Source organism: Streptomyces sp. CA-111067 (assembly GCF_050956065.1).
Classification (GTDB): domain Bacteria; phylum Actinomycetota; class Actinomycetes; order Streptomycetales; family Streptomycetaceae; genus Actinacidiphila.
Map to the genome: position 1 here is coordinate 1,206,855 of NZ_CP192103.1, position 23,957 is coordinate 1,230,811.

19 protein-coding genes are annotated in these 23,957 nt (G+C 70.7%); 2 read left to right on the top strand and 17 right to left on the bottom strand.

What is annotated here, in order from left to right; all coding sequences use genetic code 11:
* Nucleotides 1-91 precede the first annotated feature (91 nt).
* From ACQPW6_RS05220 to ACQPW6_RS05265, 10 genes are all read right to left on the bottom strand, one after another.
* Complete coding sequence (locus ACQPW6_RS05220) at nucleotides 92-1,690, bottom strand: ABC transporter substrate-binding protein (RefSeq protein ID WP_433888344.1); 1,599 nt, start codon at nucleotides 1,688-1,690, stop codon at nucleotides 92-94.
* Between the two features lie 26 nt (nucleotides 1,691-1,716).
* Nucleotides 1,717-3,078 carry an ABC transporter ATP-binding protein gene (locus ACQPW6_RS05225; protein WP_433888345.1) on the bottom strand — a complete coding sequence of 454 codons (1,362 nt, stop codon included), beginning with the start codon at nucleotides 3,076-3,078 and terminating at the stop codon, nucleotides 1,717-1,719.
* On the bottom strand, nucleotides 3,062-4,132 hold the full coding sequence (locus tag ACQPW6_RS05230; protein ID WP_433888346.1) for an ABC transporter ATP-binding protein: 1,071 nt from the start codon (nucleotides 4,130-4,132) through the stop codon (nucleotides 3,062-3,064). Before ACQPW6_RS05230 ends, ACQPW6_RS05225 begins: the two co-directional genes overlap by 17 nt.
* A complete protein-coding gene (locus ACQPW6_RS05235) occupies nucleotides 4,129-5,178 on the bottom strand; it encodes an ABC transporter permease (protein WP_433888347.1) in 1,050 nt (349 codons plus the stop codon). The genes ACQPW6_RS05230 and ACQPW6_RS05235 overlap by 4 nt, the downstream gene beginning before the upstream one ends.
* The gene (locus ACQPW6_RS05240; protein ID WP_433888348.1) at nucleotides 5,178-6,197 is read right to left on the bottom strand and encodes an ABC transporter permease; all 1,020 of its coding nucleotides are present in this window, start codon (nucleotides 6,195-6,197) and stop codon (nucleotides 5,178-5,180) included. Before ACQPW6_RS05240 ends, ACQPW6_RS05235 begins: the two co-directional genes overlap by 1 nt.
* Nucleotides 6,198-6,287: 90 nt before the next feature.
* On the bottom strand, nucleotides 6,288-7,844 hold the full coding sequence (locus ACQPW6_RS05245) for an ABC transporter substrate-binding protein (RefSeq protein ID WP_433888349.1): 1,557 nt from the start codon (nucleotides 7,842-7,844) through the stop codon (nucleotides 6,288-6,290).
* A 268-nt stretch (nucleotides 7,845-8,112) separates the two neighbouring features.
* Nucleotides 8,113-8,814 carry an HAD family hydrolase gene (locus ACQPW6_RS05250; RefSeq protein ID WP_433888350.1) on the bottom strand — a complete coding sequence of 234 codons (702 nt, stop codon included), beginning with the start codon at nucleotides 8,812-8,814 and terminating at the stop codon, nucleotides 8,113-8,115.
* Nucleotides 8,815-9,015: 201 nt separating this feature from the next.
* Nucleotides 9,016-12,534: a methionine synthase gene (gene metH, locus ACQPW6_RS05255; protein WP_433888351.1), complete on the bottom strand. Its 3,519-nt coding sequence runs from the start codon at nucleotides 12,532-12,534 to the stop codon at nucleotides 9,016-9,018.
* 150 nt (nucleotides 12,535-12,684) lie between these two features.
* Nucleotides 12,685-13,446, bottom strand: coding sequence for a hypothetical protein (locus ACQPW6_RS05260; protein ID WP_433888352.1), 762 nt, complete (start codon nucleotides 13,444-13,446; stop codon nucleotides 12,685-12,687).
* The gene (locus tag ACQPW6_RS05265; RefSeq protein ID WP_433888353.1) at nucleotides 13,443-14,006 is read right to left on the bottom strand and encodes a TIGR03086 family metal-binding protein; all 564 of its coding nucleotides are present in this window, start codon (nucleotides 14,004-14,006) and stop codon (nucleotides 13,443-13,445) included. The genes ACQPW6_RS05260 and ACQPW6_RS05265 overlap by 4 nt, the downstream gene beginning before the upstream one ends.
* A gap of 65 nt (nucleotides 14,007-14,071) precedes the next feature.
* On the opposite strand from ACQPW6_RS05265, the gene ACQPW6_RS05270 reads away from it, so the two are divergent.
* Both ACQPW6_RS05270 and ACQPW6_RS05275 read left to right on the top strand, forming a co-directional pair.
* Nucleotides 14,072-14,890 (top strand): AraC family transcriptional regulator, encoded by an 819-nt coding sequence (locus ACQPW6_RS05270; protein WP_433888354.1) that lies wholly within the window; start codon nucleotides 14,072-14,074, stop codon nucleotides 14,888-14,890.
* 96 nt (nucleotides 14,891-14,986) lie between these two features.
* Complete coding sequence (locus tag ACQPW6_RS05275) at nucleotides 14,987-15,658, top strand: FadR/GntR family transcriptional regulator (RefSeq protein ID WP_433888355.1); 672 nt, start codon at nucleotides 14,987-14,989, stop codon at nucleotides 15,656-15,658.
* A 128-nt stretch (nucleotides 15,659-15,786) separates the two neighbouring features.
* On the opposite strand, the gene ACQPW6_RS05280 is transcribed toward ACQPW6_RS05275, so the two are convergent.
* The 7 genes from ACQPW6_RS05280 to ACQPW6_RS05310 all read right to left on the bottom strand — a co-directional run bounded on the left by ACQPW6_RS05280 (nucleotide 15,787) and on the right by ACQPW6_RS05310 (nucleotide 23,672).
* Entirely contained in the window at nucleotides 15,787-16,617 is an 831-nt protein-coding gene (locus tag ACQPW6_RS05280) for an amidohydrolase family protein (protein WP_433888356.1), read from the bottom strand.
* A 3-nt stretch (nucleotides 16,618-16,620) separates the two neighbouring features.
* Entirely contained in the window at nucleotides 16,621-17,589 is a 969-nt protein-coding gene (locus ACQPW6_RS05285; RefSeq protein ID WP_433888357.1) for an aldo/keto reductase, read from the bottom strand.
* 135 nt (nucleotides 17,590-17,724) lie between these two features.
* Entirely contained in the window at nucleotides 17,725-18,762 is a 1,038-nt protein-coding gene (locus ACQPW6_RS05290; protein ID WP_433888358.1) for an ABC transporter permease, read from the bottom strand.
* Complete coding sequence (locus tag ACQPW6_RS05295; protein WP_433888359.1) at nucleotides 18,759-20,399, bottom strand: sugar ABC transporter ATP-binding protein; 1,641 nt, start codon at nucleotides 20,397-20,399, stop codon at nucleotides 18,759-18,761. Before ACQPW6_RS05295 ends, ACQPW6_RS05290 begins: the two co-directional genes overlap by 4 nt.
* A gap of 3 nt (nucleotides 20,400-20,402) precedes the next feature.
* Nucleotides 20,403-21,440 carry a sugar ABC transporter substrate-binding protein gene (locus tag ACQPW6_RS05300; RefSeq protein ID WP_433888360.1) on the bottom strand — a complete coding sequence of 346 codons (1,038 nt, stop codon included), beginning with the start codon at nucleotides 21,438-21,440 and terminating at the stop codon, nucleotides 20,403-20,405.
* A gap of 115 nt (nucleotides 21,441-21,555) precedes the next feature.
* Nucleotides 21,556-22,359 carry an SDR family NAD(P)-dependent oxidoreductase gene (locus ACQPW6_RS05305; RefSeq protein ID WP_433888361.1) on the bottom strand — a complete coding sequence of 268 codons (804 nt, stop codon included), beginning with the start codon at nucleotides 22,357-22,359 and terminating at the stop codon, nucleotides 21,556-21,558.
* The gene (locus ACQPW6_RS05310) at nucleotides 22,356-23,672 is read right to left on the bottom strand and encodes an L-fuconate dehydratase (protein WP_433888362.1); all 1,317 of its coding nucleotides are present in this window, start codon (nucleotides 23,670-23,672) and stop codon (nucleotides 22,356-22,358) included. Before ACQPW6_RS05310 ends, ACQPW6_RS05305 begins: the two co-directional genes overlap by 4 nt.
* Nucleotides 23,673-23,957: the final 285 nt, after the last annotated feature.

Consider the following 23,957-nt stretch of genomic DNA (forward strand, 5'->3'; position numbering starts at 1 on the left):
CCGCCTGCGCCCGGCGCCGCCCCCTCGACGCGACGCGCCCCCGGCCGGCCGGATCAGCTCCGGCGGCCGGGGGCGCGTTGGTGCTCTCAGGTCACTGCGACTCGCCGCGGCCCAGCTCCCAGAACTGGGTGGTGGTAGAGGAGTTGAGCGCCCACTCCACGCCCGTGATGTCGTTGCGCGAGGCGATGTACTGCTTGCCCTGCCACAGCGGCAGCATCGGGACGTCGCTGGCGATCATGTTCTGTGCCTTGTCGAAGTCGGCGTTGGCCGCGGAGCGGTCGGCCAGCTTGCGGGTCTTCGGCAGGATCTGGTTCTGGATCGCGGCGTTCTCGTAGGGCAGGTTCAGGAAGTTCTTCTTGTCGAAGAACGGCGCGATGTAGTTGTCCGGGTCGGGGAAGTCCGGCAGCCAGCTGATCGCGAAGATCTGGTACTTGCGCTGCGAGGCGTTGGCCAGGAAGGTGTTCCACTGCTCGCTCTTGGCCTGGACGTCGAACAGCCCGGTGGCGTTGAGCTGCTTGGCGATCGTCTCGGCTTCCAGCTGGTTGACCGTACCGCCGGTGTCGCGGCGGAAGTTGATGGTCAGCGGCACCTTGGCGTGGAAGCCGGCGTTCTGCAGGGTCTGCTTGGCCCTCGTCGGTGTCGGGGCGGCGCCGTACTTGTTGAAGAACGAGTTGATGTGGCTGTTGATGCCCTGCGGGACCACGGAGTACAGCGGCTCGGTGGTGCGCTTGTAGACGTCCCGGGCGATGGCCTGCCGGTCCACGATCTCGGCGATGGCCTGCCGGACGGCGACGTCCTTCAGGTTGGGCGAGGAGGTGTTGAGGAACAGGTAGCGGGCCTCGCCGCCGGGCGCCTCGGTGAGCTTGATGTCCGGGTTGGTGCTCGACAGCAGGCTGGTTATCTGGTCCGGGAGCATCGTCCGGGTCATCACGTCGATGTCGCCGGCGGTCAGCGCCGCCTCCATCTTCTTGGAGTCGCTGAACAGCCGCATCTCGATCTTGCTGTTGTTCAGCTTCAGGACGCCGTTGTAGTTCGGGTTCTTGGAGAACAGGCCCTGCTTGCCCTGGACGAAGGAGTCGAGGGTGTACGGACCTGAGCCGACCAGCTTGAAGCCCTTGTAGATCTCGGTCGGGCTGTAGACCTGGCTGTCCAGGATCGCCGCGGCCGGGGTGGCCAGCTTGGCGGGGAAGGTCGCGTCCGGCGCCTTGAGGTGGAAGACCACCTTGTCCGCGGTGGGCGCGTCGACGCTCTTCACGCCGGCTATCAGTGACGCGGGACCGGTCTGGTAGTTGATCTTCTGCATCCGGTCGATGGAGAACTTCACGTCCTCCGCGGTCAGGTCGTGGCCGTTGGAGAACTTCTGGTCGGCCCGCATCGTGCACTGGTACGTCAGCCCGCTGCTGTCGGTGTACCCGCAGGACTGGGCCGCGTCCGGGGTGGGCGTGGTGCTGCCGCGCGGGTAGGTGAGCAGCATCTGGAAGGTGTTGTAGAAGACGTTCCAGGTGGCGCTGTCGTAGGAGGTGGCGGGATCGAGAGGGGCGGGGTTCGCCTTGTTCAGCTCGATGCTGTCCGTGGTGCCGACGACGATGGCCTTCCCGCCGCCGCTCCCCCCGCCGGAGCCGCCGCAGCCGACGAGCAGAGGTGTGAGCACGCCCAGTAGCGCGGGCAGCACCAGAAGCTTGCGGTTCATCGTCGTCGTTCTCCTCTTGTCCCTGCTCATGTTCCTGTGGTGCTGCTCACTTCGGCCTCACGAAGGTGGCAGGCCACCTGTACGCCGGTGGCCGGCATCAGGCTGAGCCGCGGATCGCGTGGCGGCGCGAACTCCACCACGGCGTGGCCGCTTTCGGCGTTCATCGCCACCACGCCGTCCCAGAAGGGTTCGCGCGAGTCGGCCGCCGAAGCCTCCTCACGCAGACGCACGAGGTATTCCAGCACATCCTGCGCCGTGTGGCTTCTCCCGGGGGTGATGGAAGCGCTGCTCGCACCGGGCACCGACAGTGCCTCGACGTCCGCGAACAGGGCCTTCTCCCGCTCCGACTGCCCTGGAGAGAGTTTCAACCAGCGGTTCTCCAGCAGCGTCCGCAGGTCGCGGGACTCCCAGCCGCACTCGGCGACGGCCACCGGGCAGCGCGGGTGGAAGGAGCAGCCCAGCGGCGGCCTGGCGGCGTCCGGTATCTCGCCGCGCGGCAGTTCACGGGGCAGCGCGCGCTCCGGGTCGGGCTCGGGGATCGCGGCGAGCAGCGCCATCGTGTACGGGTGCTGCGGGTCGGCGAAGACCTGCGCGGTGGGGCCGTACTCGACGATCCGGCCCAGGTACATGATCGCGATGGTGTCGCAGAAGAACTTGGCGCTGGCCAGGTCGTGCGTGACGTAGACGTAGGTGAGGTCGAGATCACGCTTGAGGTCCAGCATCAGCTGCAGGATCTTGGCCCGGACGCTCATGTCGAGCATCGAGATCGGCTCGTCGGCGACCAGCAGTTCGGGCTCGGCGATGATCGCCCTGGCCAGCACGGCACGCTGCTTCTGGCCGCCGGACAGGTCGCCGGGGAACTTGGTGAGGAACCGTTCCGGCGGGGTCAGTCCGACCCGCTCCAGGGCGTGTACGACCCTGGCCTCGTACTCCTGGTCGCTGTCCACGAGCTGGTGGATGCGCAGCGGGTGGCCGACGGCGGTGCGGATGTCCATCGCCGGGTTGAGCGAGGCGTGCGGGTCCTGGAAGACCATCTGGAGCTTGCGGCGCAGCGGGCGCAGCCGGCGCTCGGTCAGCGCGGTGATCTCCTCGCCGCGGTAGCGGACCGAGCCGCCGGTGGCCTTGGTCAGGCCGATCAGGGTGCGGCCGAGGGTGGTCTTGCCGGAGCCGGACTCGCCGACCAGGCCGAGCACCTCGCCGCGGCGCAGCGACAGGTCGATGCCGTCCACCGCCTTGACGGCGCCGCCGTCCCGGCCGGTGAACCGGCTGAGCCCGCCGCCGCGCAGGCCGAAGTGCACTTCGAGGTCGCGCACTTCGAGCAGTGCTTCGCCGTCGGCCTGGCCGGCGGCCTCCTCCGGGTGCTGTGCGTCCTCAGGCTTCGTCAGCAACGCTGATCTCCTTCACCGCGGTGAGCGGCTCGCGCCCACCGGTTCCCAACTCGTCGGCCAGCGAGGGATCGACCTCGATGGCCTGCTGCCAGCACACGCTGCGCACCCCGGAGGCGAGCAGCACCTCGGGCGGTTCCTCGGTGGCGCAGCCGCGCATCGCCACCGGGCAGCGCGGATGGAACCGGCAGCCGCCCGGCGGTTCCGCCAGGTCGGGCGGGCTGCCCGGGATGTAGTGCAGTCCGGTGGTGGACAGCGAGATGGTGGAACGCAGCAGTTCCCTGGTGTACGGGTGCTGCGGGTTGGCGAAGACCTCACGGGCGTCGCCCTGTTCCACGATGTGCCCGGCGTACATCACCGCGACCCGGTCGCATGCCTCGGCGACGATACCGAGGTTGTGGGTGATCAGCACCAGCGAGGTGTCGAAGTTCTTCCGCAGGTCGGCCAGGATCTGGATGATCTGCGCCTCGACCAGCACGTCGAGCGCGGTGGTCGGCTCGTCGGCGACGATGAACGACGGCCGCAGCACCAGCGCGAGCGCGATCATGATCCGCTGCCGCATGCCGCCGGAGAACTCGTGCGGGTAGCTCTCGTAGCGGCTCTCCGGGATGCCCATGCCGCGCAGCGACTCCAGGGCGCGGGCCCTGATCTCCTTGCGCGACAGGTCCTTGTTGTGGGCCCGCAGCGCCTCCTCGAAGTGCTGGGAGATCCGCATCAGCGGGTCGAGCCGGGTCATCGGCTCCTGGAAGATCAGCCCGAGTTCGGGGCCGCGCAGCTTCTGCAGTTCCTTGGCGGGCAGCCCGACCAGGTTGCGGCCCCCGCCGCCGGGGCTGCCGAGCAGCACCTCGCCGTCCACCGCGGCGGCGGCCGGGGTGAGTCCCAGCACGCCGCGGCCCAGGGTGGACTTGCCGCAGCCGGACTCGCCGACCAGGCCGAGGGTCTCGCCGGGGTGCACGTCGAAGCTGACCCCGTCCACCGCGCGGACCGGGCCGCGGTCGGTGCCGTACCAGACGCGCAGGTCGCGGACTGACAGTACGGGTTCGGTCACGGTGGTCACTTGGCGGCCGTCCCTTCGTTCGCGGCGGCGACCGTACGGCGCCGGGTGTACGCCGGCAGCAGCACCTTGGAGATACGGCGGCGGCGCATGGTCGGGTTGAGCACGTCGTTGAGGCCCTCGCCGAGCAGTGTGAAGCCGAGGATCGCGATCACCATGGCCAGGCCCGGGTAGAGGCAGGTCCACCACATGCCGGCGTTGACGTCGTCGATGGCCCGGTCCAGGTCGTAGCCCCACTCGGCGGCCTGGGTGGGCTGGATGCCGAGGCCGAGGAAGCCGAGGCCGGCCAGCGTGCCGATGGCGTCGGCGGCGTTCATGGTGGTGATCACCGGCACCGACTGGATGACGTTGCCGAACAGGTACTTGCGGATCACCACCGACGGCTTGGCGCCCATCGCGCGGGCCGCCTCCACGAAGGTCGCCTCGCGGGCGGACAGCGCCGAGGCGCGCACCACCCGGAAGTACTGCGGGATGTAGACCACGGTGATGGCCAGCGCCGCGGTGACCACACCGCCGCCGGACACGCCGGAGAAGACGAAGCCGGCCACGATCGCCAGCAGCAGGTAGGGGAACGCGAACAGCGCGTCCATGACCAGGACCAGGATCCGGTCGAGCCAGCCGCCGAAGTAGCCGGCGACCAGGCCGAGCAGCACCCCGAGGATCAGCGAGAAGATCACCGCGAGCACCATCACCTCGAGGGCGGTGCGGGCGCCGAAGATCGTCCGGGACAGCACGTCGGTGCTCTGCACGGTGGTGCCGAACCAGTGGGTGCCGTCGGGCGCGCCCTGCTTGGGGAACGCCTTGCCGCCGGACCGGTAGGTGTCGAAGTTGTACGGCGCGATGAGCGGCGCGAAGACCGCGGTGATCACGAACAGCGTGGAGATCACCGCGCCGGCCCACAGCATGAACTTGGGCACGCCGCGAGCCTCGCCGATCGCGGTCCTGATCCGGCGCAGGCCGCCGAACCGGGTGCCGCCGGCCGGGGCGACCGGGCCGGTGGCGAGGGTGGAGGTCGGGGTCGGCGTGGATGCCGGTGTCGTGGAGGCCATCAGTACCGCACCCTCGGGTCGATCAGCGCGTTCACGAAGTCGATCAGCAGGCTGATCGCGACGACGACCAGGGCGAAGACGGTGACGATGCCCTGCACGGCGACGTAGTCGCGCTGGTTGATGTAGTCGATCAACTGGCGGCCGATGCCTGGCCAGTTGAAGATCTTCTCGGTGAGCACCGCGCCGCCGAGCAGCATCGCGACCTGCAGGCCGAGCACGGTGATCACCGGCACCAGGGCGTTGCGGAAGCCGTGTCTGGCCACCACGTGCCGCTCCTTGACGCCGCGGGCTCTGGCCGCCTCGATGTAGTCGCCCTGCAGCGACTGGATGAGGTTGATCCTGATCATCCTGATGAAGACGCCGACCACCAGCAGTCCGAGCGCGATCGACGGCAGGATCAGGTGCTGGAGTATGTCGGTGACCGCGTCCCAGTCGCCGCTGATCACCGCGTCCACGATCAGGATGTGCGTCTGGGTCGGCACGTTGAGCTGGACCAGCGGTGACGCCTGTCCCGAGGTGGAGCCGAACGCCAGCATCAGCAGCGGGGCGGTGACGAAGACCGGGGCCGCGTAGCTGACGGTGCTGAACAGCCGGCTGCCGACGTCCACCGCGCGGTCCCGGTTCCGGCCGGCCAGCAGGCCGATCGGGATGCCGATGACCGCGGCGAAGACCAGCGCGCCCAGCGTGAGGGTGAGAGTGGCGCCGCCGTTCTCGATGATGATGCTCCGCACGCTGCGGCGGTCGGAGTACGTGGTGCCGAAGTTCAGCGTGGCGACGGACTTCAGATAGTCCCAGAACTGCTGGTACATCGGCGCGTCGAAGCCGGCCGCGTGGCGTCTGGCGGCGAGTTCCGTGGCGTTCAGGTGGCCGCCCTGCGACGCCGATATCGGGTCGCCCGGGGCGACCCGCATCATGACGAAGACCAGGATCAGCAGGATGAGGACCATCGGGACGGCCAGCGCGATCCTGGTGAGGATGTAGCGGCGCAGCGACCCGGCCTGCTTGCTCGTGTTGCTCATGCGGTGTCTTTCGCGATGGGGGTGGTCGCAGGGGACGGCACGGCGGCCGGCCCGCGGGGGTCAGTCACTCCCCCGCGGGCCGGCCGTCGGTCACTTGGTGCTGAGCTCGGAGAACCGGAACATCGTCGGGTCCAGCGCCTTGTCCGCACCCGTCACGCCGTCACGGATGACGACGGTCTGCTTGCCCTGCCACAGCGGGATGATCGGGACGTCCTCCGCCACGATCTTCTGGATCTCGGCGAACGCCGCGTCGCGCACCTTCGGGTCGGTGGTGCCCTGCTCCTTGGTCAGCTGCTCCTGGATCTTCGGGTTGTAGTACCCGGTGCCGAGGAACGGCTCCTTGACCAGGAACGGCGAGACGTCGTTGTCGGCGTCCGGCAGGTCGGGGAACCAGCCGATCATGTACGACGCGTAGGCGTCGGCCTTCTCGTCCTTCTGGTACTGGGACCACTCGGTGGAGCTGAGCGTCACCTTGAACAGGCCGGTGGCCTCCAGCTGCCGCTTGATCGTGGTGGCCTCGTCGGCGCTGGCCGAACCGTAGTGGCTCGGCGTCCAGGCGTACGCGATGTTCACCGGGGTGCTGATGCCGGCCGCCTGGAGCATGGCCTTGGCCTTGGCGGTGTCGGGCGCGCCGTACTTGTCCTTGAACGCCTCGGTGTGGCCCTGGATGCCGTTGCCGACCATCGAGTACAGCGGGGCCACGGTGCCGTCGTAGGCCTCCTTGGCTATGCCGGCGCGGTCGATGACCTGCGCGACGGCCTGCCGGACGGCCTTCTGGTCCGAGGGCTTCACCTTGGCGTCGAAGACCAGGTAGCGCTTCTCGGTGCCGGTGCCCTCGACCACCTGGACGCCCGAGGTCTTCTTCAGGTCCGACAGGTCGGTCGGCGACAGGGTGCGGAAGGCCGCGTTCACGGTGCCGTCCTTGACGGCCTGCTTCAGCGCGGACGCCTCGGAGAAGTACTGGAGCACGAACTGCGAGTTCTTGGTCGTGACCGGGCCCTTGTACTTCTTGTTCACCTTGAAGGACGCCTGCTGCTTGGCCGTGTACTTGTCCAGGGTGTACGGGCCGGAGCCGACCACCTTGGTGCCGTCGGCCAGCTTGTCCTTGGGGTAGACCTTCTCGTCGACGATGGCGCCGGCGTCGGTGGCCAGCACCGAGGGGAAGGTCGAGTCCGGGTTCTTCAGGTGGAAGGCGACCGTGTCGGTGCCGCTGGTGGTGGTGTTGTCCAGGTTGGCCAGCAGGCTGGAGGCGCCGTTGGGCGCCGCGATGCCGATCAGCCGGTCGAAGGTGAACTTGACCGACGTGGCGGTCAGGGGGTCCCCGTTGGAGAACACCAGACCGGACTGGATGGTGCAGGTGTAGGTCTTGGGGTCGGTGAAGGAGCACGACTTGGCGGCGTCCGGCTCGGGCGTGGTGCCGCCGACCGGGAAGTGCATCACCTTCTGGAAAACGCTGTCGATGACCTCCCAGGAGCCGTAGTCGTACGCTCCGGCGGGGTCGAGTGACGACACCGAGTCGATGGTCCCGACGATCACGGCGCCTTTGCCGCCTGACGACGAGTTGTTCTTCTTGCCGTTGCACGCGGACGCGCCGATGGCCAGGAAGGCCACGGCGGCTGCGGCGACTACACGCGTTTTACGTGACATCCAGTGAATCCCCTTGCTCACATGCCGGTCGGGCGAATCGGCATTGACCAGCGAGGACACTAGCGGGATGGATGTCGTTCACTGGGACACGGGGACATTGAGAGGGAGTTACATGCCGATAACAGGACGTCGTATCCCGTTTTCCGGACGCGGAACGTTCGCCGCCGAAGGTGTTAATCCAGACATTCCGCTTCGAGTAGGAGCGGAATAAACGCGATTACCACCATGCCCGACGGCGTCTTGTCGATGCCCTGCCATGTGACAAAGGTCACACAGGCACACTCACCAGGGACCGCAGGAATGAGACATCGAGCTCGTCCAGCGAGCTGACCACCGTACGCCCGGGCGCGGGCCCGATCGGCGCCACCGACGGCACCGCCACCACCCGGCAGCCGGCCGCCTCACCTGCGGCGACGCCGGTCAGGGTGTCCTCCACGACCACGCAGGAGGCCGGGTGCGCGCCCAGCCGGGCGGCGGCCAGCAGGTACGGGTCCGGGTGCGGCTTGGTGCGGCCGATCTCGTCCCCGGCGAGGGTGAAGGCGAAGTTCTCCGCCCCCAGCGAGCGCAGCATCACCTCGATGGTCCGCCGGTGCGAGGCCGACACCAGCGCGGTGGGCACCCCGTGCGCGGCCAGCTCGGTCAGCAGCCGCCTGGCGCCCGGCATCAGCGGCGCGCCGCGGGCGATCAGCTCCTCGAACCTGGTGTTGATCGCCACCATCAGCTCCGCCAGCGGGACCGTCGCCCCGGTCACCTCGATCAGGTGCCCGACGCTGCGGGCCATCGGCCCGCCCACCACCACCTCGCGGTGCACCTCGTCCAGCACGTGCCCGAGGTCGGCGAAGACCGCCGCCTCCGCCGTCCACCAGATGCCCTCGGTGTCCACCAGGGTGCCGTCCATGTCCAGGAGCACCGCCTGCAGGACCGGGCCCTGCGCCATCCGGGTGTCGGCGACGGAAACGCTGCTTGTCATACGCCACACTCCTGCGTCGGTTGGTCCCGGCGGCCCGCGGCCTGGCGGCTGTGCCCGTTTCCGGGGGACACAGAGGCCGGTCGCCGCACCCCGGGATACGGGGAGGCGACCGGCCTCTGCCGGACCGTCAATGGTACGTCGGCGCCGTTCACACCGCTCGGCGTGCCGGCGACGGTCCGGTGCACGCCCGGCGAACGCCGCTCAGCGGGCGTTGAAGTACTTCGCCTCCGGGTGGTGGATGACGATCGCGTCGGTGGACTGCTCGGGGTGCAGCTGGAACTCCTCCGAGAGCTTCACCCCGATCCGCTCCGGCTCCAGCAGGTCGGCGATCTTCGCCCGGTCCTCCAGGTCGGGACAGGCCCCGTAGCCCAGCGAGAAGCGCGCGCCGCGGTACTTCAGCGCGAACATGTCCTCGACCTCGCCGGGGTCCTCACCGGAGTAGCCCAGCTCGGCGCGCACCCGGGCGTGCCAGTACTCGGCCAGTGCCTCGGCGAGCTGGACGGACAGGCCGTGCAGCTCCAGGTAGTCCCGGTAGGAGTCGGCGGCGAACAGCTCGCCGGCCGCCTCCGAGACCCGGTTGCCGACGGTGACCACCTGGAAGCCGACCACGTCGGTCTCGCCGGACTCCTCCGGGCGGAAGAAGTCCGCCAGGCACAGCCGCCGGCCCCGGCGCTGCCGGGGGAAGGTGAAGCGGGTGCGCTCCGTGCCGTCCTCGTGCAGCACGATCAGGTCGTCGCCCTTGGACACGCACGGGAAGTAGCCGTAGGTGACCGCGGCCTCCAGCAGCCCCTCGGACTGCAGCCGGGTGAGCAGTCCTCGCAGCCGCGGCCGGCCCTCGGCCTCCACCAGCTCCTCGTACGTCGGCCCGGTGGCGCGCGACTGCTTCAGGCCCCACTGGCCCTTGAACAGCGCGCCCTCGTCCAGCCAGGAGGCGTAGTCGGCGAGCTGGATGCCCTTGACCACCCGGCTGCCCCAGAACGGCGGAACGGGGATCGGGTTGTCGGTCGCGACGTCGGAGCGAATTTGGCCGAGATTCGCCTCCGGCTCCGGCTCCGGGACCTCGCGCGCGGCCACCCGGCGCGCCTTGAGCTCCGGCAGCACCGCGCCGGGCACTCCGCGCTTGACGCCGATCAGCGCGTCCATCAGCCGCAGGCCCTCGAAGGCGTCCCGGGCGTAGCGCACCTCGCCCTGGTAGACCTCGTGCAGGTCCTGCTCGACGTAGGCCCGGGTCAGCGCGGCGCCGCCGAGGATCACCGGGTAGTCGGCGGACAGGCCGCGCTGGTTCAGCTCCTCCAGGTTCTCCTTCATGATCACCGTGGACTTCACCAGCAGCCCGGACATGCCGATCACATCGGCCCGGTTCTCCTGCGCGGCGTCCAGGATCGCCGAGACCGGCTGCTTGATGCCGAGGTTGACCACGGTGTAGCCGTTGTTGGACAAGATGATGTCCACCAGGTTCTTGCCGATGTCGTGCACGTCGCCGCGGACGGTGGCCAGCACGATGGTGCCCTTGCCCTCGTCGTCGCTCTTCTCCATGTGCGGTTCGAGGTAGGCGACGGCGTTCTTCATCACCTCGGCGGACTGGAGGACGAACGGCAGCTGCATCTGGCCGGAGCCGAACAGCTCGCCGACCACCTTCATGCCGGCCAGCAGGGTGTCGTTGACGATCTCGAGCGCGGGCCGGTCGGCCAGCGCCGCGTCCAGGTCGTCGGTCAGGCCGTTCTTCTCGCCGTCGATGATCCGGCGCTGGAGCCGCTCGTCCAGCGGCAGCGCGGCCAGCTCCTCGGCCTTGCCCGCCTTGACCGACTTGGAGTCGACGCCCTCGAACAGCTCCATCAGCCGTTGCAGCGGGTCGTAGCCCTCCCGGCGCCGGTCGAACACCAGGTCGAGGGCGACCTCGCGCTGCTCCTCGGGGATCCGGGCGATCGGCACGATCTTGGAGGCGTGCACGATGGCCGAGTCCAGGCCGGCCTTCACGCACTCGTCGAGGAAGACCGAGTTGAGCACCACCCGGGCGGCCGGGTTGAGGCCGAAGGAGATGTTGGACAGCCCGAGGGTGGTCTGCACGTCAGGGTGCCGCCGCTTGAGCTCCCTGATCGCCTCGATGGTGGCGACGCCGTCGCCGCGGGACTCCTCCTGGCCGGTGCAGATGGTGAAGGTCAGGCAGTCGATCAGCAGATCGGACTCGTGCAGGCCCCAGTTCCCGGTCAGGTCGTCGATCAGCCGCTCGGCGATCGCCACCTTCTTCTCGACGGTACGGGCCTGCCCCTCCTCGTCGATGGTCAGCGCGATCAGCGCGGCGCCGTGCTCGACGGCGAGCTCGGTGACCTTGGTGAAGCGGGACTCGGGGCCGTCGCCGTCCTCGTAGTTGACCGAGTTGAGCACCGCACGGCCGCCGAGCTTCTCCAGGCCGGCCCGCAGCACCGGGACCTCGGTGGAGTCCAGCACGATGGGCAGCGTGGACGCGGTGGCGAACCGGCCGGCGATCTCGGCCATGTCGGCCGCCCCGTCCCGGCCGACGTAGTCGACGCACAGGTCGAGCAGGTGCGCGCCCTCGCGGATCTGGTCGCGGGCCATCTCGACGCAGTCCTCCCAGCGGCCGTCGAGCATCGCGTCGCGGAACTTCCTCGACCCGTTGGCGTTGGTGCGCTCGCCGATCGCCAGGTAGGAGGTGTCCTGGCGGAACGGGACGGTCTGGTAGAGGGAGGCGGCGCCCGGCTCGGGGCGCGGGTCGCGCGGGGCCAGGTCCTGGCCGCCGACCCGCTCCACCAGCTGGCGCAGGTGCTCGGGGGTGGTGCCGCAGCAGCCGCCGACCAGCGACAGGCCGTACTCGGCGGTGAAGGTCTGGTGGGCGTCGGCCAGCTGCTCGGGGGTGAGCGGGTAGTGCGCGCCGTTCTTGCCGAGCTCGGGCAGGCCCGCGTTGGGCATGCAGGTGAGCGGGATCCGGGAGTGCCTGGCCAGGTAGCGCAGGTGCTCGCTCATCTCGGCGGGGCCGGTGGCGCAGTTCATCCCGATGAGGTCGATGCCCAGCGGCTCCAGCGCGGTGAGCGCGGCGCCGATCTCGGACCCGAGCAGCATGGTGCCGGTGGTCTCCACGGTGACCGAGCAGATCACCGGCAGCTTCACCCCGGCGGCGGTCATGGCGCGGTGCGCGGCGGTGACGGCGGCCTTGGTCTGCAGCAGGTCCTGGGTGGTCTCCACGATCAGGGCGTCGGCGCCGCCGGCGATCAGGCCGGCCGCGTTGGCCTCGTAGCCGTCCCGCAGGGTGGTGTAGGGGGCGTGGCCGAGGGTCGGCAGCTTGGTGCCGGGGCCCATCGAGCCGAGCACCCAGCGCGGCCGGCCGTCGGCGGCGAAGCCGTCGGCGACCTCGCGGGCCAGCCGGGCGCCGGCCTCGGCCAGCTCGTGGATCCGCTCGGGGATGTCGTACTCGCCCAGGGCGCTGTGGTTGGCGCCGAAGGTGTTGGTCTCGACGCAGTCGACGCCGACGGAGAAGTACTCCTCGTGCACCGAGCGGACGATGTCGGGCCGGGTGACGTTGAGGATCTCGTTGCAGCCTTCCAGCTGCTCGAAGTCGTCCATCGTCGGGTCCTGCGCCTGGAGCATGGTGCCCATGGCACCGTCGGCGACCACCACGCGGGTGGCGAGTGCCTCCCGCAGGGCGGCGGCGCGGGCGTTGGCCGCGGATGTCGCGGAGGCGGAAGAAGGGGACGGCAAGGCCATGGAACTGCTCCCTGGGGTGCGACGGCTGTCGGCTATGCGCCTCCCGGCCGGCCGGCGGCGGAACGCGCACCCGGCAAGCGTAGCGGGCCGGGGCCCCCGGCCTCGAAGACATTCCGGCGACCGGGCGCCCGGAAGGGGGCAAGTCCGGCATCAGGGGGCGGTGAGGGCGTCCAGTTCCGCGAAGAGCGCGGCGGGCTCGGGCCGGTCGAGCCGGCCGAGCAGGGTGCGCCAGTGGGTGCGGCCCTCGCGCCACAGCGCGGCCGGGGTCGCCGCGGCGACGGCGGCCACGGTGGCGGCGGGCAGCTCGGCCTCGGCGGCCCTTGACGGGGTGAGCCAGTGGGCGGTGCTGCCGTGCGCGAGCCGGGCCATCCACAGCAGGTGGCGGGAGGCGTGCGCCAGCGCGTCCTGCGCCCGCAGCCGCTCGCCGCGGGCGGTGACGTGCAGGGCGAGCACCAGCCAGTTGGCGAACCGGCCGCACAGGTCGGCGATCTCCTCCGGGCCCGCGGGCAGCGGCGGCTGCTCGGGCAGCGCCGCGAGCACCGGGGCCAGCAGCCCGCGGCGGTCCACCACGACCATCCGGTCCACCGCGGCGCCGCGGGCCGGCCAGTCGGCGACCGAGCCGATGTCGCCGGTGCTCGCGAAGTGGAACTCGCCGCGCACCGGACCGGGGAACAGCGCCACATGGGTGCCGAACTCGTTGCGCAGCACCAGGTTCACCGGTGCGACGGCGGCGCACCAGGCGACCGGGTCCACGGCGGCCAGCCGGTCCGGTTCGAAGAACAGCCAGAACTCCACGTCGCTGTGCTCGTCGCCCTCCCCCGCCGCGAACGAGCCGTACATGAGGGCCGCGCCGAGCTGCTGCTCGGCGCGGCAGACCTCCCGCACCCGGGAGATCAGGTCGTGCTGGATCATGCGGCCCAGTATGGGTCGCGGCCGGACAGCGCGACAGCGGTTTCCACGGCGGACGCACCGGCCGGCGGCGGCACCGGCTCGGCGAAGCCCTTGTACTGCCGGTAGAGCTCGGCCTGCTCCGCCACGACGGTACGCAGCAGGGCCGCGGTCTCCGCGTCCAGCTCGTACTCCTGGCCGGTGGCCCTGGCCAGGTCCCAGCCGTGCAGGGTCAGCTCAAGGAAGAGCATGCCGGCCATCGCCTCGGCGGGCATCGAGCTGACCTCGCCCTCCCAGGCGGCCGGGTCGGCCCAGGCGGCCACCGAGCGGTCCAGCTGCTCGGCGTACCGGGCGGCCCACTGCGGGTCGGAGGTGAAGTCACGGGTGGCGAGGTCGTCGGGGTGCGGTTCGCGGCGGGCCCGCAGCTCCATGCCGATGCCGGTGTAGGCGACCAGGTGGTTGGCCAGAGCGCGGGTGTCGTAGTCGGGGCAGGGGGTGGGTCCGGTGAGCTGGTCGGGCGAGACGCCGGCGGCGACCCGGGCGGCCTCGGTGGCGGCGGATGCGAGCTGCGGGTGGAAGTTCATGTCTCCGACGCTATGGCTGGCGGCGCGCGGCGGTCTTGAAGAAACGCGACAGTAGGGTGGCCGGTATGAGCATCGGGAGGAGCATCCGGGGCGTGCTGCGGCCGGGTGCGGCCGGGTTCTTCGAGCTCCGGCGGCAGCTGCCTGACCCGGCGCTCGCGGACCTGGTGGAGTTCTACTGGAACCCGCGCTGGGATCTGCGCGGCCGGCCCGACCACGAGCAGAAGGTGCTGGCGCACCCCAATGTGCACCTGGTCTTCGAGCAGCCGGAGCCGCTGGTCTACGGGGTGCAGCGCGGGGTGTTCAGCCGGGTGCTGAGCGGCGCGGGCCAGGTGCTCGGGGTGAAGTTCCGGCCCGGTGCCTTCCGCCCGTTCGCGCCGGGTCCTGTCGCCGACCTCGCGGACCGCTCGGTGCCCGCGGCCGACGTGTTCGGGCCCGCCGCCGTCGAACTGTCTCCGCGGCTGCTGGCGCTGGACGACATCGCCGAGATGGCCGCGCTCGCCGACGCCTTCCTGCTCGGCGTGCTGCCGGCCGGGCCCGCGGACCCGCGGGTGGCCGAGGTGGCCAGGCTCGTGGAGCGCTGCGAGCTCGGGGCGGACCCGGAGCGTGCCGGCGGCCCGCCGCTGTTCCGGGTGGACGAGCTGGCCCGCGAGCTGGACCTGTCGGTCAGGCAGCTGCAACGGCTGTTCGCCGAGTACGTCGGGGCCTCGCCGAAGTGGGTGCTGCGCAGGGCCCGGCTGCACGAGGCCGCGGCCCGCGCCGACGAGGGCGCCGACATCGACTGGGCGGCGCTGGCGGCCGATCTCGGCTACGCCGACCAGTCCCATCTGACCCGCGATTTCACCGCCGCGGTGGGCGCGCCGCCGAGCCGGTACGCGAGTCGCTGAGGGGTGGGCTAGGCGTTCTGCTCCCGGCTGGCCCATAATGAGGAAATACATCGGAGGTCTGGCGGCGCCGCGGGACCTGAACCGGGGAGGGCGCTGATGGCGGTCACCGACGAGGCCATCGAGAAGATCAAGGAGATGATCGTCTCCGGGACGCTGCGTCCGGGTGACCGGCTGCCCAAGGAGAGCGAGCTGGCAGCCGAACTGGGCTTGTCCCGCAACTCGTTGCGCGAGGCGGTCCGGGCGCTGTCGCTGATCCGGATCCTCGACGTGCGGCAGGGCGACGGCACGTACGTCACCAGCCTGGACCCGCAACTGCTGCTCGAAGCGTTGAGCTTCGTGGTGGACTTCCACCGCGACGACACGGTGCTGGAGTTCCTGGCGGTGCGGCGGATTCTGGAGCCGGCCGCCACGGCGATGGCGGCGCTGCGGATCCCGGCGGAGGAGTTGGACACGCTGGAGGGCAAGCTCGACGCGCTCGGGCCGCAGCCGTCGGTGGAGGAACTGGTCGCCTCCGACCTGGAGTTCCACCGGGGGATCGTGCAGGGGTCGGGCAACTCGGTGCTCTGCTCGCTCCTCGACGGGTTGTCGGGGCCCACGACGCGGGCCAGGGTCTGGCGCGGCCTCACGCAGGAGGACGCGGTGAGCAGGACGCTGCACGAGCACCGGGCGATTCTTGCCGCGCTGCGGGATCGGGACGCGGAGGCGGCACGGTCGTGGGCGACCGTGCACGTCGCGAGCGTGGAGCAGTGGCTCCGGTCCACGCTTTAGGTTCTTTGACGGGTGCGGGCCGCCGCCGCGGGGGCTGAGGATGTCCCCCGGCTGCGGCGCCGCTGTGGCTGGTCGCGCCCACGCGGCGCCAGCCGCACGAAGACACAGCCCCGCGCCCCCTGCGGGGCTCAGCGCAGGTTGTAGACGCGGGCGGCCGTCGTGCCGAAGACGGCCGCTTGGTCGGTCGGGGGGAGGGCCGCGACGGATTGCTCGGTCAGGGCCACCACGTCGGCGTAGCAGCCGGCCAGGGTGGAGACGGGCCAGTCGGAGCCGAAGAGGACGCGGGGCGGGGTGAAGGCGGTCAGGAGGTGGCGAGCGTAAGGGAGGACGTCTTGGGGTCGCCAGGTCTGCCAGTTCGCCTCGGTGATCAGACCGGAGAGCTTGCAGCTCACGTTCGGCAGCGCCGCCAGCTCGGTGACCAGGTCCGCCCACGGCTGCCACTCCCCCGACGCGATCGGCGGCTTCGCGCCGTGGTCGAGCACGAAACGCAGCTCGGGCAGCGCCGCCACCGTGTCGATCGCGGCGGGCAGCTGCGCCGGCGTGACCAGCAGGTCGAAGGCGAGGTCCGCCGCGGCCACCGCGGCCAGTCCGGCGCGCACCTGGGGGCGGGCCAGCCATGACGGGTCGGCCTCGTCCTGGACCTGGTGCCTGATCCCGACCAGCGGGCCGGTCAACGAGGCGAGCACCGCGGGCAGTTCGGGATCGGTCAGGTCGGCCCAGCCGACCACGCCGGCGACCAGACCGTCCGACTTCTCCGCGATGGCCAGCAGTTCACGGGTCTCGTCGAGCGACCCGCTGGACTGGACGAGGACGGTCGCGTCGATGCCGTGCGCGGCCAGGTGCGGGCGCAGGTCGTCGAGGACGAAGGTGCGGTCGATGGGGGCGAGTTCCTCCCCGGTCAGCCACGGCTGCGGGCGCCGGCTCAGGTCCCACAGGTGGTGGTGCGCGTCGATCCGCATCGGTCAGGCCCCCTTCACCGGCAGCGGCACGTCCTCGTCCAGCAGCCGCTGCTCGACCAGCGCGTGCCAGAGCGCGTCCGGGATCTCCCGGGCGAACATCGCCGCGTTGTCCCGCATCTCGTCCGCGTTCGCCGCGCCCACCACTGCCGACACCACCGACGGGTGGGCGAACGGGTAGCGCAGCGCGGCGGCCCGCAGCGGCACGTCGAACTCGGCGCAGACCCTGGCCATGTGCAGCGCCCGGTCGAGCAACTCCTGCGGCGCCTCGGCGTAGTTGTAGTGCGCGCCGGGCTTGGGGTCGGCCAGCAGCCCGGAGTTGTAGACCCCGCCGACCACGACCTTGGTGCCGCGCCGCTCGCAGGCCGGCAGCAGGTCGGCCAGCGCGGTGCGTTCGAGCAGCGTCCAGCGGCCGGCGCAGAGCACCACGTCCACGTCGAGGTCGTCGACCAGCTTCGCCAGGATGTCGCTGTGGTTCATGCCGAACCCGATGGCCTTGACCAGGCCCTGGTCGCGCAGCTCGGCCAGCGCCGCGAATCCGGTGTCGTAGACCTCGGGCAGGTGGTCCTCGACGTCGTGCAGGTAGACGATGTCCACGCTGTCCACGCCGAGCCGCTCCAGCGAGCTCTCCAGCGTGGCGCGGATGCCGTCGGCGGTGAAGTCCCAGACCCGGGCGCGGGCCGGGCTGTCGGTGAAGCCCTGCCCGTCCGGCCGCTCGCCGGGGGCCAGGTCGCGCAGCCTGCGGCCGACCTTGGTCGACAGCAGGTACGAGGAGCGGTCCCGGCCGTCCAGCGCCCGGCCGAGCCGTTCCTCCGACAGGCCGAGCCCGTAGTGCGGGGCGGTGTCGAAGTAGCCCGCCCCGTTGTCGAAGGCGGCGGCCACCGCCTGCTGCGCCTCCTCGTCGCTGACCGGGTGGTAGAGATTGGCCAGCGGCGCGCAGCCGAGCCCCAGCCGGGGCAGTGCCGGTACGGGCATGGTGGAACGTCCTCCTGGGGGATGCGGTCCGCTCGGGTACCGGCCGGCCCTGGTGGGCTCCGGCCGGTACCCGAGCGGACGGCGCTCGGTTCTGCTGCCGGTTCGGTCCTGCTGCTGGTTCAGTCTGCTTTTCGGTCAGTCCTGCTTCTCGCCGCTGGCGAAGCGGGAGATGATCAGCGCGACGATGATGATGGCACCGTAGAGGAACTTGTCCCACAGCGGCGGCACTCCGCCGAGAGTGGTCACGTTCACCACCAGTTGCAGCGCGACCACACCGGTCAGGGCGCCGAACAGGGTGCCCCGGCCGCCGTTGAGGCTGACCCCGCCGATCACGGTGGCGGCGAACACCTGGAAGATCCAGCCGTTGCCCTGGGTGGAGGAGACCGCCCCGTAGTGGCCGACGTACAGCACACCGGCGAAGGCCGCGAGCAGCGAGGCGACGGCCAGCACCACCCAGGTGATCAGGTCCACCCGGATGCCGGCGGCGCGGGCCGCCTCCTTGTTGCCGCCGATCGCGTAGAGCGCCCGGCCGTGCCGCAGGTAGCCCAGGGCCAGGCCGCCGAGGACGAACAGCAGCAGGCAGATCCAGACCGCGGCGGGCGCCCCGATCCAGGAGGCACCGCCCAGGTAGGAGAAGGACTTGGGCACCTCCACGATGGACTTGCCCTGGGATATGCCGTCCTGGAGGCCGCGGAGCATGGTCAGCATGCCGAGGGTGGCGATGAAGCCGTTCACCCGCAGTTTCAGGATCAGGAACCCGTTGAAGCCGCCGATCACCAGACCGGCCAGCAGGCACAGCGGGATCGACGTCCAGCCGGGCATCAGCCCGATGCCGTGATACGTGGCCGGTCCGCTGCTCGGCATCACCAGCCACATGGCGATCACCGGGGCCACCCCGATGGTGGACTCCAGCGACAGGTCCATCCGCCCGGAGATCAGGATCATCGCCTCGCCGAGCACCAGCAGGCTCAGCTCGCTGCACTGCTGGAGCACGCCCAGCAGGTTGTCCGAGGTCAGGAACGTGGGCGAGACGATGAAGCCGATGACGCCGAGCAGCAGGATCACCGGTAGCAGGGACAGGTCCCGGTACCGGGTGAACTGGAGCCGCGGCACGGCCCGCGGTGTCTTGTCGGGTGCCGCCACATCGGCGGTCAGCTGGCTGGTGTCACTCATTCCTCGGCTCCCTCATCGCCGCCCGCGGGCAGCCCTTCCATCGCCGAGACCAGGTCCCGGTCGGTCCAACCACTGCCGAACTCGGCGATCACCCGCCCGTGGAACAGGGCGATCACCCGGTCGCAGACCCGCAGGTCGTCCAGTTCGTCGGAGACGATGACGGCCGCGTTGCCGCGTTCCGCCACGCCCCTGACCACGCCGAGCAGCGCGTCCTTGGACTTCACGTCCACGCCCGCGGTGGGCCTGATGGCCACCAGTACCCGCGGTTCGCGGGCCAGGGCGCGGGCGATGACGACCTTCTGCTGGTTGCCGCCCGACAGGTCGGCGACCGGCTGGGCCGGTCCCGAGGTCTTGATGTCGAGCGAGCTGATCATCCGCCGGGCGAACTCCTTTGTCCGCGACGGCAGTACGGTCCCGTACGGGCCGAGCTGGTCGGTGACGGTCAGGGTGGCGTTCTCCGCGACGCTGCGGCCGAGCACCAGGCCCTGCCGGTGCCGGTCCTCGGGGACGTAGCCGATGCCCGCGCCCAGCGCGTGCGGGACGCTGCCGGGCTTGACCGTGCGGCCGGCCACCAGGGTCCGGCCGCCGGTGGCCTTGCGCAGGCCGACCAGGGTCTCGCCGAGCGCGGTGTTGCCACTGGCGGTGGCCCCGGCCAGGCCCAGCACCTCGCCGGACCTGACGGCGAAGTCGATGCTGTCGAAGGCGCCGTCGAGCACCAGGCCCTCGGCCCGCAGCACCGCCTCGTCAGCCTCCTGCCCGTCGGCCCCGCCCTCCTCGTCAGGCCCGGACCCGGACCCGGCCTCTGCCTCGGCCGCCGGGTCGGCGCCGGCCTTCAGCAGTCCGGACCCCTTGGCGTGCCAGGCCAGTTCGCCCTGGGCCGCCTCGCCGGTCATGGCCTCCACGAGTTCCGCCTTGCCGAGGTCCGCGACCGGCGCGGTCACCACATGGCGGGCGTCACGGTAGACCGTGACCGTGCTGCACAGGTCGTAGACCTCCTGGAGGTGGTGCGAGATGAAGAGGAAGGCCACGCCCTGCTGCTGCAGCTCGCGGAGCTTGCTGAACAGCCGGTCGATGCCGGCCGCGTCGAGCTGCGCGGTGGGTTCGTCCAGGATGATGAACCGGGCGCCGAACGACAGCGCCCGGGCGATCTCCACGAACTGGCCCTGCTCGACGGTGAGTTCGCTGGCGCGGAGGTTGGGATCGACGTCCACGCCGTACTCCGCGAGCAGTTCGCCGGCCCGCGCGCGCAGCGCGGACCAGCGGATCCGGCCGCGGTCGAACCGGTTCAGGAACAGGTTCTCGGCGACCGTGAGATCCGGTACGACCATCGACTTCTGGTAGACGCAGGCCACCTTGGACTGCCAGGCCGCGGTGTCCCCCGGCGCGGGCGCGGGCCGGCCCTGGAAGGCGACCCGGCCGGCGTCGGGGGTGTGCAGCCCGGTCAGCACCGAGACCAGGGTGGACTTGCCCGCACCGTTGCGGCCGACGAGCGCGTGCGAGTCGCCGGCCGCGACGGTGATGCCCACGTGGTCCAGCGCGACGGTGGGACCGAAGCGCTTGACCACGCCCTCGGCGTGCACCGCGGGCGGCGGCTGCACGGGAGGCGACGGATGGGAGGACGGTGGTGCCTGGCTCATGGGTCAGCTCTTTCCGAGCTGGTTGGCCCACAGTTTGGCGTCGTCCACGTTGTCCTTGGTGACCAGCGGGGCGGGCAGCTGGTCCTCCAGGCCGTTCGGGATCTTGATGATGTTGGAGCCGTGGTCGGTCGGACCGGGCGCGAACTTCTTCCCGGCCAGCGCCTCCTTGGCGTAGTACAGGGCGTACTTGGCGTAGAGGTCGGCGGGCTGCGAGATGGTCGCGTCGATCTCGCCGGCCTTGATCGCCTTGAACTCCTCCGGGATGCCGTCGTTGGAGATGATGGTGATGTGGCCCGCGGTGCCGGCCGGCTTCAGCATCCCCTTCTGCTTGAGCAGGGCGAGGGTGGGCTGCAGGAAGACGCCGCCGGCCTGCATGTAGAGGCCGTTGAGGTCGGGGTTGGAGGCCAGCGTGGTCTGCAGCTTCGCCGAGGCGGTGGCGCCGTCCCAGTTGGTGACCAGCGGGATCACCTTGATGTTCGGGAACTTGGTCTTCATGCAGGAGGCGAACGCCTCGGACCGGTCGCGGCCGTTGATCGAGGACAGGTCGCCCTCGAACTCGGCGACCTTGCCCTTGCCGCCGAGCTGCTTGCCCAGGTACTCGCAGGCGTTGGTGCCGTACGCCTTGTTGTCGGCGCGCACCACCATGTACACCGGGCCCTTGTCGGGGCGGGTGTCCACGCTGATCACCGGGATCTTCTTCTTCGCCATCTGGTCCAGCGTGGAGGCGATGGCGCCGGTGTCCTGCGGGGCCATCACGATGGCCTTGGCACCCTCGTTGGCGAAGCTCTGCACGTTGGCGACGAGCTTGCTGATGTCGTTCTGCGAGTTGGTGCGGGGCAGCGCGGAGACGTCTCCGGCCTTGACGCCCTTCTCTATGTAGCCGTTGTAGGAGTTCCAGAAGTCGCTGTCCGAACGCGGGAGGTCGATACCGACCTTGCCCGAGCTGCCTGCCTTGCTGTCGCTTCCTCTGTTGCAGCCCGCGAGCGCGGTGACCGCGAGAAGTGCGGCACAGGCGGCCACGGTCGTCGTGCGCAGTCTCATCGTCGAGCCCTGCCCTTCGAAGTAGGTGTGTGTGTCGGCTCTGGGTTGGTACGGGTGCTGCGGTACTGCCGGTTACTGCTCGTTACTGCTGTGCTGCTCGGAACGCCGGTGCCGGTCAGTTGGCGGGGCGCAGGCGCAGGCCCTGCATCCCGCCGTCCACGGCCAGCGAGGCGCCCGTCACGCTCGCGGCGGCCGGGCTCGCCAGATAGGCGACCGCCGCGGCGACCTCGTCGGCGCTGACCAGCCGGCCCAGTGGCTGCCGGGCGTTCAGTGCGGCTCGCTCCAGGGCCGGGTCCTCGGCCTGGTCGAGCAGCCGGCCGATCCAGGGGGTGTCGGCGGTCCCCGGATTGACGCAGTTGACCCGTACGCCCTCGCGTACGTGGTCGGCGGCCATCGCCAGGGTCAGCGAGAGGACCGCGCCCTTGCTCGCGCTGTACAGGGCCCGCTGTGGCAGGCCCGCGGTCGCGGCGATGGAGCAGGTGTGGGTGATGGAGGCGCAGCCCGGCCGGTCGGCGGCGCCCTCCCGCAGGTAGGGCAGGGCGGCACGGGCGGTCCTGACCATCCCCAGCACGTTGATGTCGAACACCCGGCGCCACTCGTCGTCGGGGTTGTCCTCGACGGTGCCGATGGCGCCGATCCCGGCGTTGCTGACCAGGATGTGCAGCCCGCCCAGCTCGCCGGCCGCCTCGCCGACGGCGGCCCGTACCGCCTGGTCGGAGGTGACGTCGGCGGTCACCGGGTAGGTGCCGTCGGGGGCGCCCTCGGTGTCGCGGTCGAGCACCGCGACCCGGGCGCCGCGGGCGGTGAGCAGCGTGGCCACGGCGGCGCCGATGCCGGAGGCGCCACCGGTGACCAGGGCGGTCAGGCCGGCGAAGTCCTGCCCGGGGGCGGCGGGTTCGGGGGTTCGGGGGGTTGTCATCGGGTCAGCTCCTGTCGGTCCTGCCAGACCGGTCCGTCCGGGAAGCGGTAGTCGGCCAGGGTCTCGGGCACCATACGGGCCGAGAAGCCGGGTGCCTCGGGAGTGCGGTAGCGGCCGTTCTCCACCACCGCGGGATCGGTGAAGTGCTCGTGCAGATGGGGTACGTATTCGATCACCCGGTCGTCCCAGGTGCCGGACACGGCGACGTAGTCGAACATCGACAGGTGCTGTACCAGCTCGCACAGGCCCACGCCGCCGGCGTGCGGGCAGACCGGCACGCCGAACTTGGCGGCCAGCAGCAGAATCGCCACGTTCTCGTTGACCCCGCCGACCCGGGCGGCGTCGATCTGGACGTAGTCCACCGCGCCGGCCTGCAGGAGCTGCTTGAACACCACCCGGTTGGCGACGTGTTCGCCGGTGGCGACCGGGACCGGCTGCCCGGCCCGCACCGCGGCGTGCGCCAGGACGTCGTCGGGGCTGGTGGGCTCCTCGATCCAGTACGGGTCGAAGGGCGCCAGCGACCGCATCCAGGACACCGCCTCGGCCACGTCCCAGCGCTGGTTGGCGTCCACCGCGATCCGTATGTCGGGGCCGACCGCCGCGCGGGCCAGCCGCATCCGGCGCAGGTCGTCGTCGAGGTCGGCGCCGACCTTCAGCTTGATCTGGTTGAACCCGGCGGCGACCGCCTCCTTGGCCAGCCGGGTCAGCTTCTCGTCGGAGTAGCCGAGCCAGCCGGGCTCCGTGGTGTACGCGGGGTAGCCGCGGCGGCGCAGCTCCGCGGCGCGCTCGGCCCGGCCGGGCTCGGCGCGGCGCAGGATCTCCAGCGCTTCCTGCCGGGTCAGCGCGTCGGACAGGTAGCGGAAGTCGACGAGGTCCACCAGCTGTTCCGGGCTCATGCCGGACAGCAGCTCCCAGACCGGCTTTCCCGCCTGCCGGGCGGCCAGGTCCCAGGCGGCGTTGACGACCGCGCCGGCCGCCATGTGCATCACGCCCTTCTCCGGACCCAGCCAGCGCAGTTGGGAGTCGTGGGTGAGCAGCCGGTAGAAGGCGCCCAGATCACCCGTGACACTGTCCACCGGGCGGCCGACGACGTAGGGTCGGAGCGTTCTGATCGCGGCGGCGACCACGTCGTTGCCGCGGCCGATCGTGAAGCACAGTCCGTATCCCGCCAGGCCGCCGGGCGAGTCCGTACGGAGCACGACATAAGCGGCGGAGTAGTCGGGGTCGGGGTTCATGGCGTCCGAGCCGTCGAGCTGCTCCGAGGTCGGAAAGCGGATGTCGTACACATCGACCTCGGTGATGGTCGGACTCATGCAGACTCCCGTCGCAAGACATCGGATCTTTTCTTGATGATCCGATGTATATCTGCGTGCACGGTCGTTCGTCCAGGGGGCGACGAGAACTTTATCGATAAGAGATCGGACGTATTCCCTGCTCGGGAGCCACCCACCCGCACCGGGCGTACCTGCCGCCACGGTGGGGATCATCCTGCTACGCGCTGCGACTGCGGACCAGGTAACCCGTAGGCTGGTGCAGCACGCAGAAGAACAGCAGCCGGAAGGGGACGGCATCGCCCCCGCCGGCCGGAAGGAGGCGCT

Bases quoted from the DNA above. Each gene is read 5' to 3' on its own strand.
- ACQPW6_RS05305 (WP_433888361.1), bottom strand. From the start codon at position 22,359: ATGACAACCCCCCGAACCCCCGAACCCGCCGCCCCCGGGCAGGACTTC.
- ACQPW6_RS05275 (WP_433888355.1), top strand. From the start codon at position 14,987: ATGGCGGTCACCGACGAGGCCATCGAGAAGATCAAGGAGATGATCGTC.
- ACQPW6_RS05270 (WP_433888354.1), top strand. From the start codon at position 14,072: ATGAGCATCGGGAGGAGCATCCGGGGCGTGCTGCGGCCGGGTGCGGCC.
- ACQPW6_RS05300 (WP_433888360.1), bottom strand. From the start codon at position 21,440: ATGAGACTGCGCACGACGACCGTGGCCGCCTGTGCCGCACTTCTCGCG.
- ACQPW6_RS05250 (WP_433888350.1), bottom strand. From the start codon at position 8,814: ATGACAAGCAGCGTTTCCGTCGCCGACACCCGGATGGCGCAGGGCCCG.
- ACQPW6_RS05240 (WP_433888348.1), bottom strand. From the start codon at position 6,197: ATGAGCAACACGAGCAAGCAGGCCGGGTCGCTGCGCCGCTACATCCTC.
- ACQPW6_RS05265 (WP_433888353.1), bottom strand. From the start codon at position 14,006: ATGAACTTCCACCCGCAGCTCGCATCCGCCGCCACCGAGGCCGCCCGG.
- ACQPW6_RS05245 (WP_433888349.1), bottom strand. From the start codon at position 7,844: ATGTCACGTAAAACGCGTGTAGTCGCCGCAGCCGCCGTGGCCTTCCTG.
- ACQPW6_RS05310 (WP_433888362.1), bottom strand. From the start codon at position 23,672: ATGAGTCCGACCATCACCGAGGTCGATGTGTACGACATCCGCTTTCCG.
- ACQPW6_RS05295 (WP_433888359.1), bottom strand. From the start codon at position 20,399: ATGAGCCAGGCACCACCGTCCTCCCATCCGTCGCCTCCCGTGCAGCCG.
- ACQPW6_RS05220 (WP_433888344.1), bottom strand. From the start codon at position 1,690: ATGAACCGCAAGCTTCTGGTGCTGCCCGCGCTACTGGGCGTGCTCACA.
- ACQPW6_RS05235 (WP_433888347.1), bottom strand. From the start codon at position 5,178: ATGGCCTCCACGACACCGGCATCCACGCCGACCCCGACCTCCACCCTC.
- ACQPW6_RS05260 (WP_433888352.1), bottom strand. From the start codon at position 13,446: ATGATCCAGCACGACCTGATCTCCCGGGTGCGGGAGGTCTGCCGCGCC.
- metH (WP_433888351.1), bottom strand. From the start codon at position 12,534: ATGGCCTTGCCGTCCCCTTCTTCCGCCTCCGCGACATCCGCGGCCAAC.
- ACQPW6_RS05280 (WP_433888356.1), bottom strand. From the start codon at position 16,617: ATGCGGATCGACGCGCACCACCACCTGTGGGACCTGAGCCGGCGCCCG.
- ACQPW6_RS05290 (WP_433888358.1), bottom strand. From the start codon at position 18,762: ATGAGTGACACCAGCCAGCTGACCGCCGATGTGGCGGCACCCGACAAG.
- ACQPW6_RS05285 (WP_433888357.1), bottom strand. From the start codon at position 17,589: ATGCCCGTACCGGCACTGCCCCGGCTGGGGCTCGGCTGCGCGCCGCTG.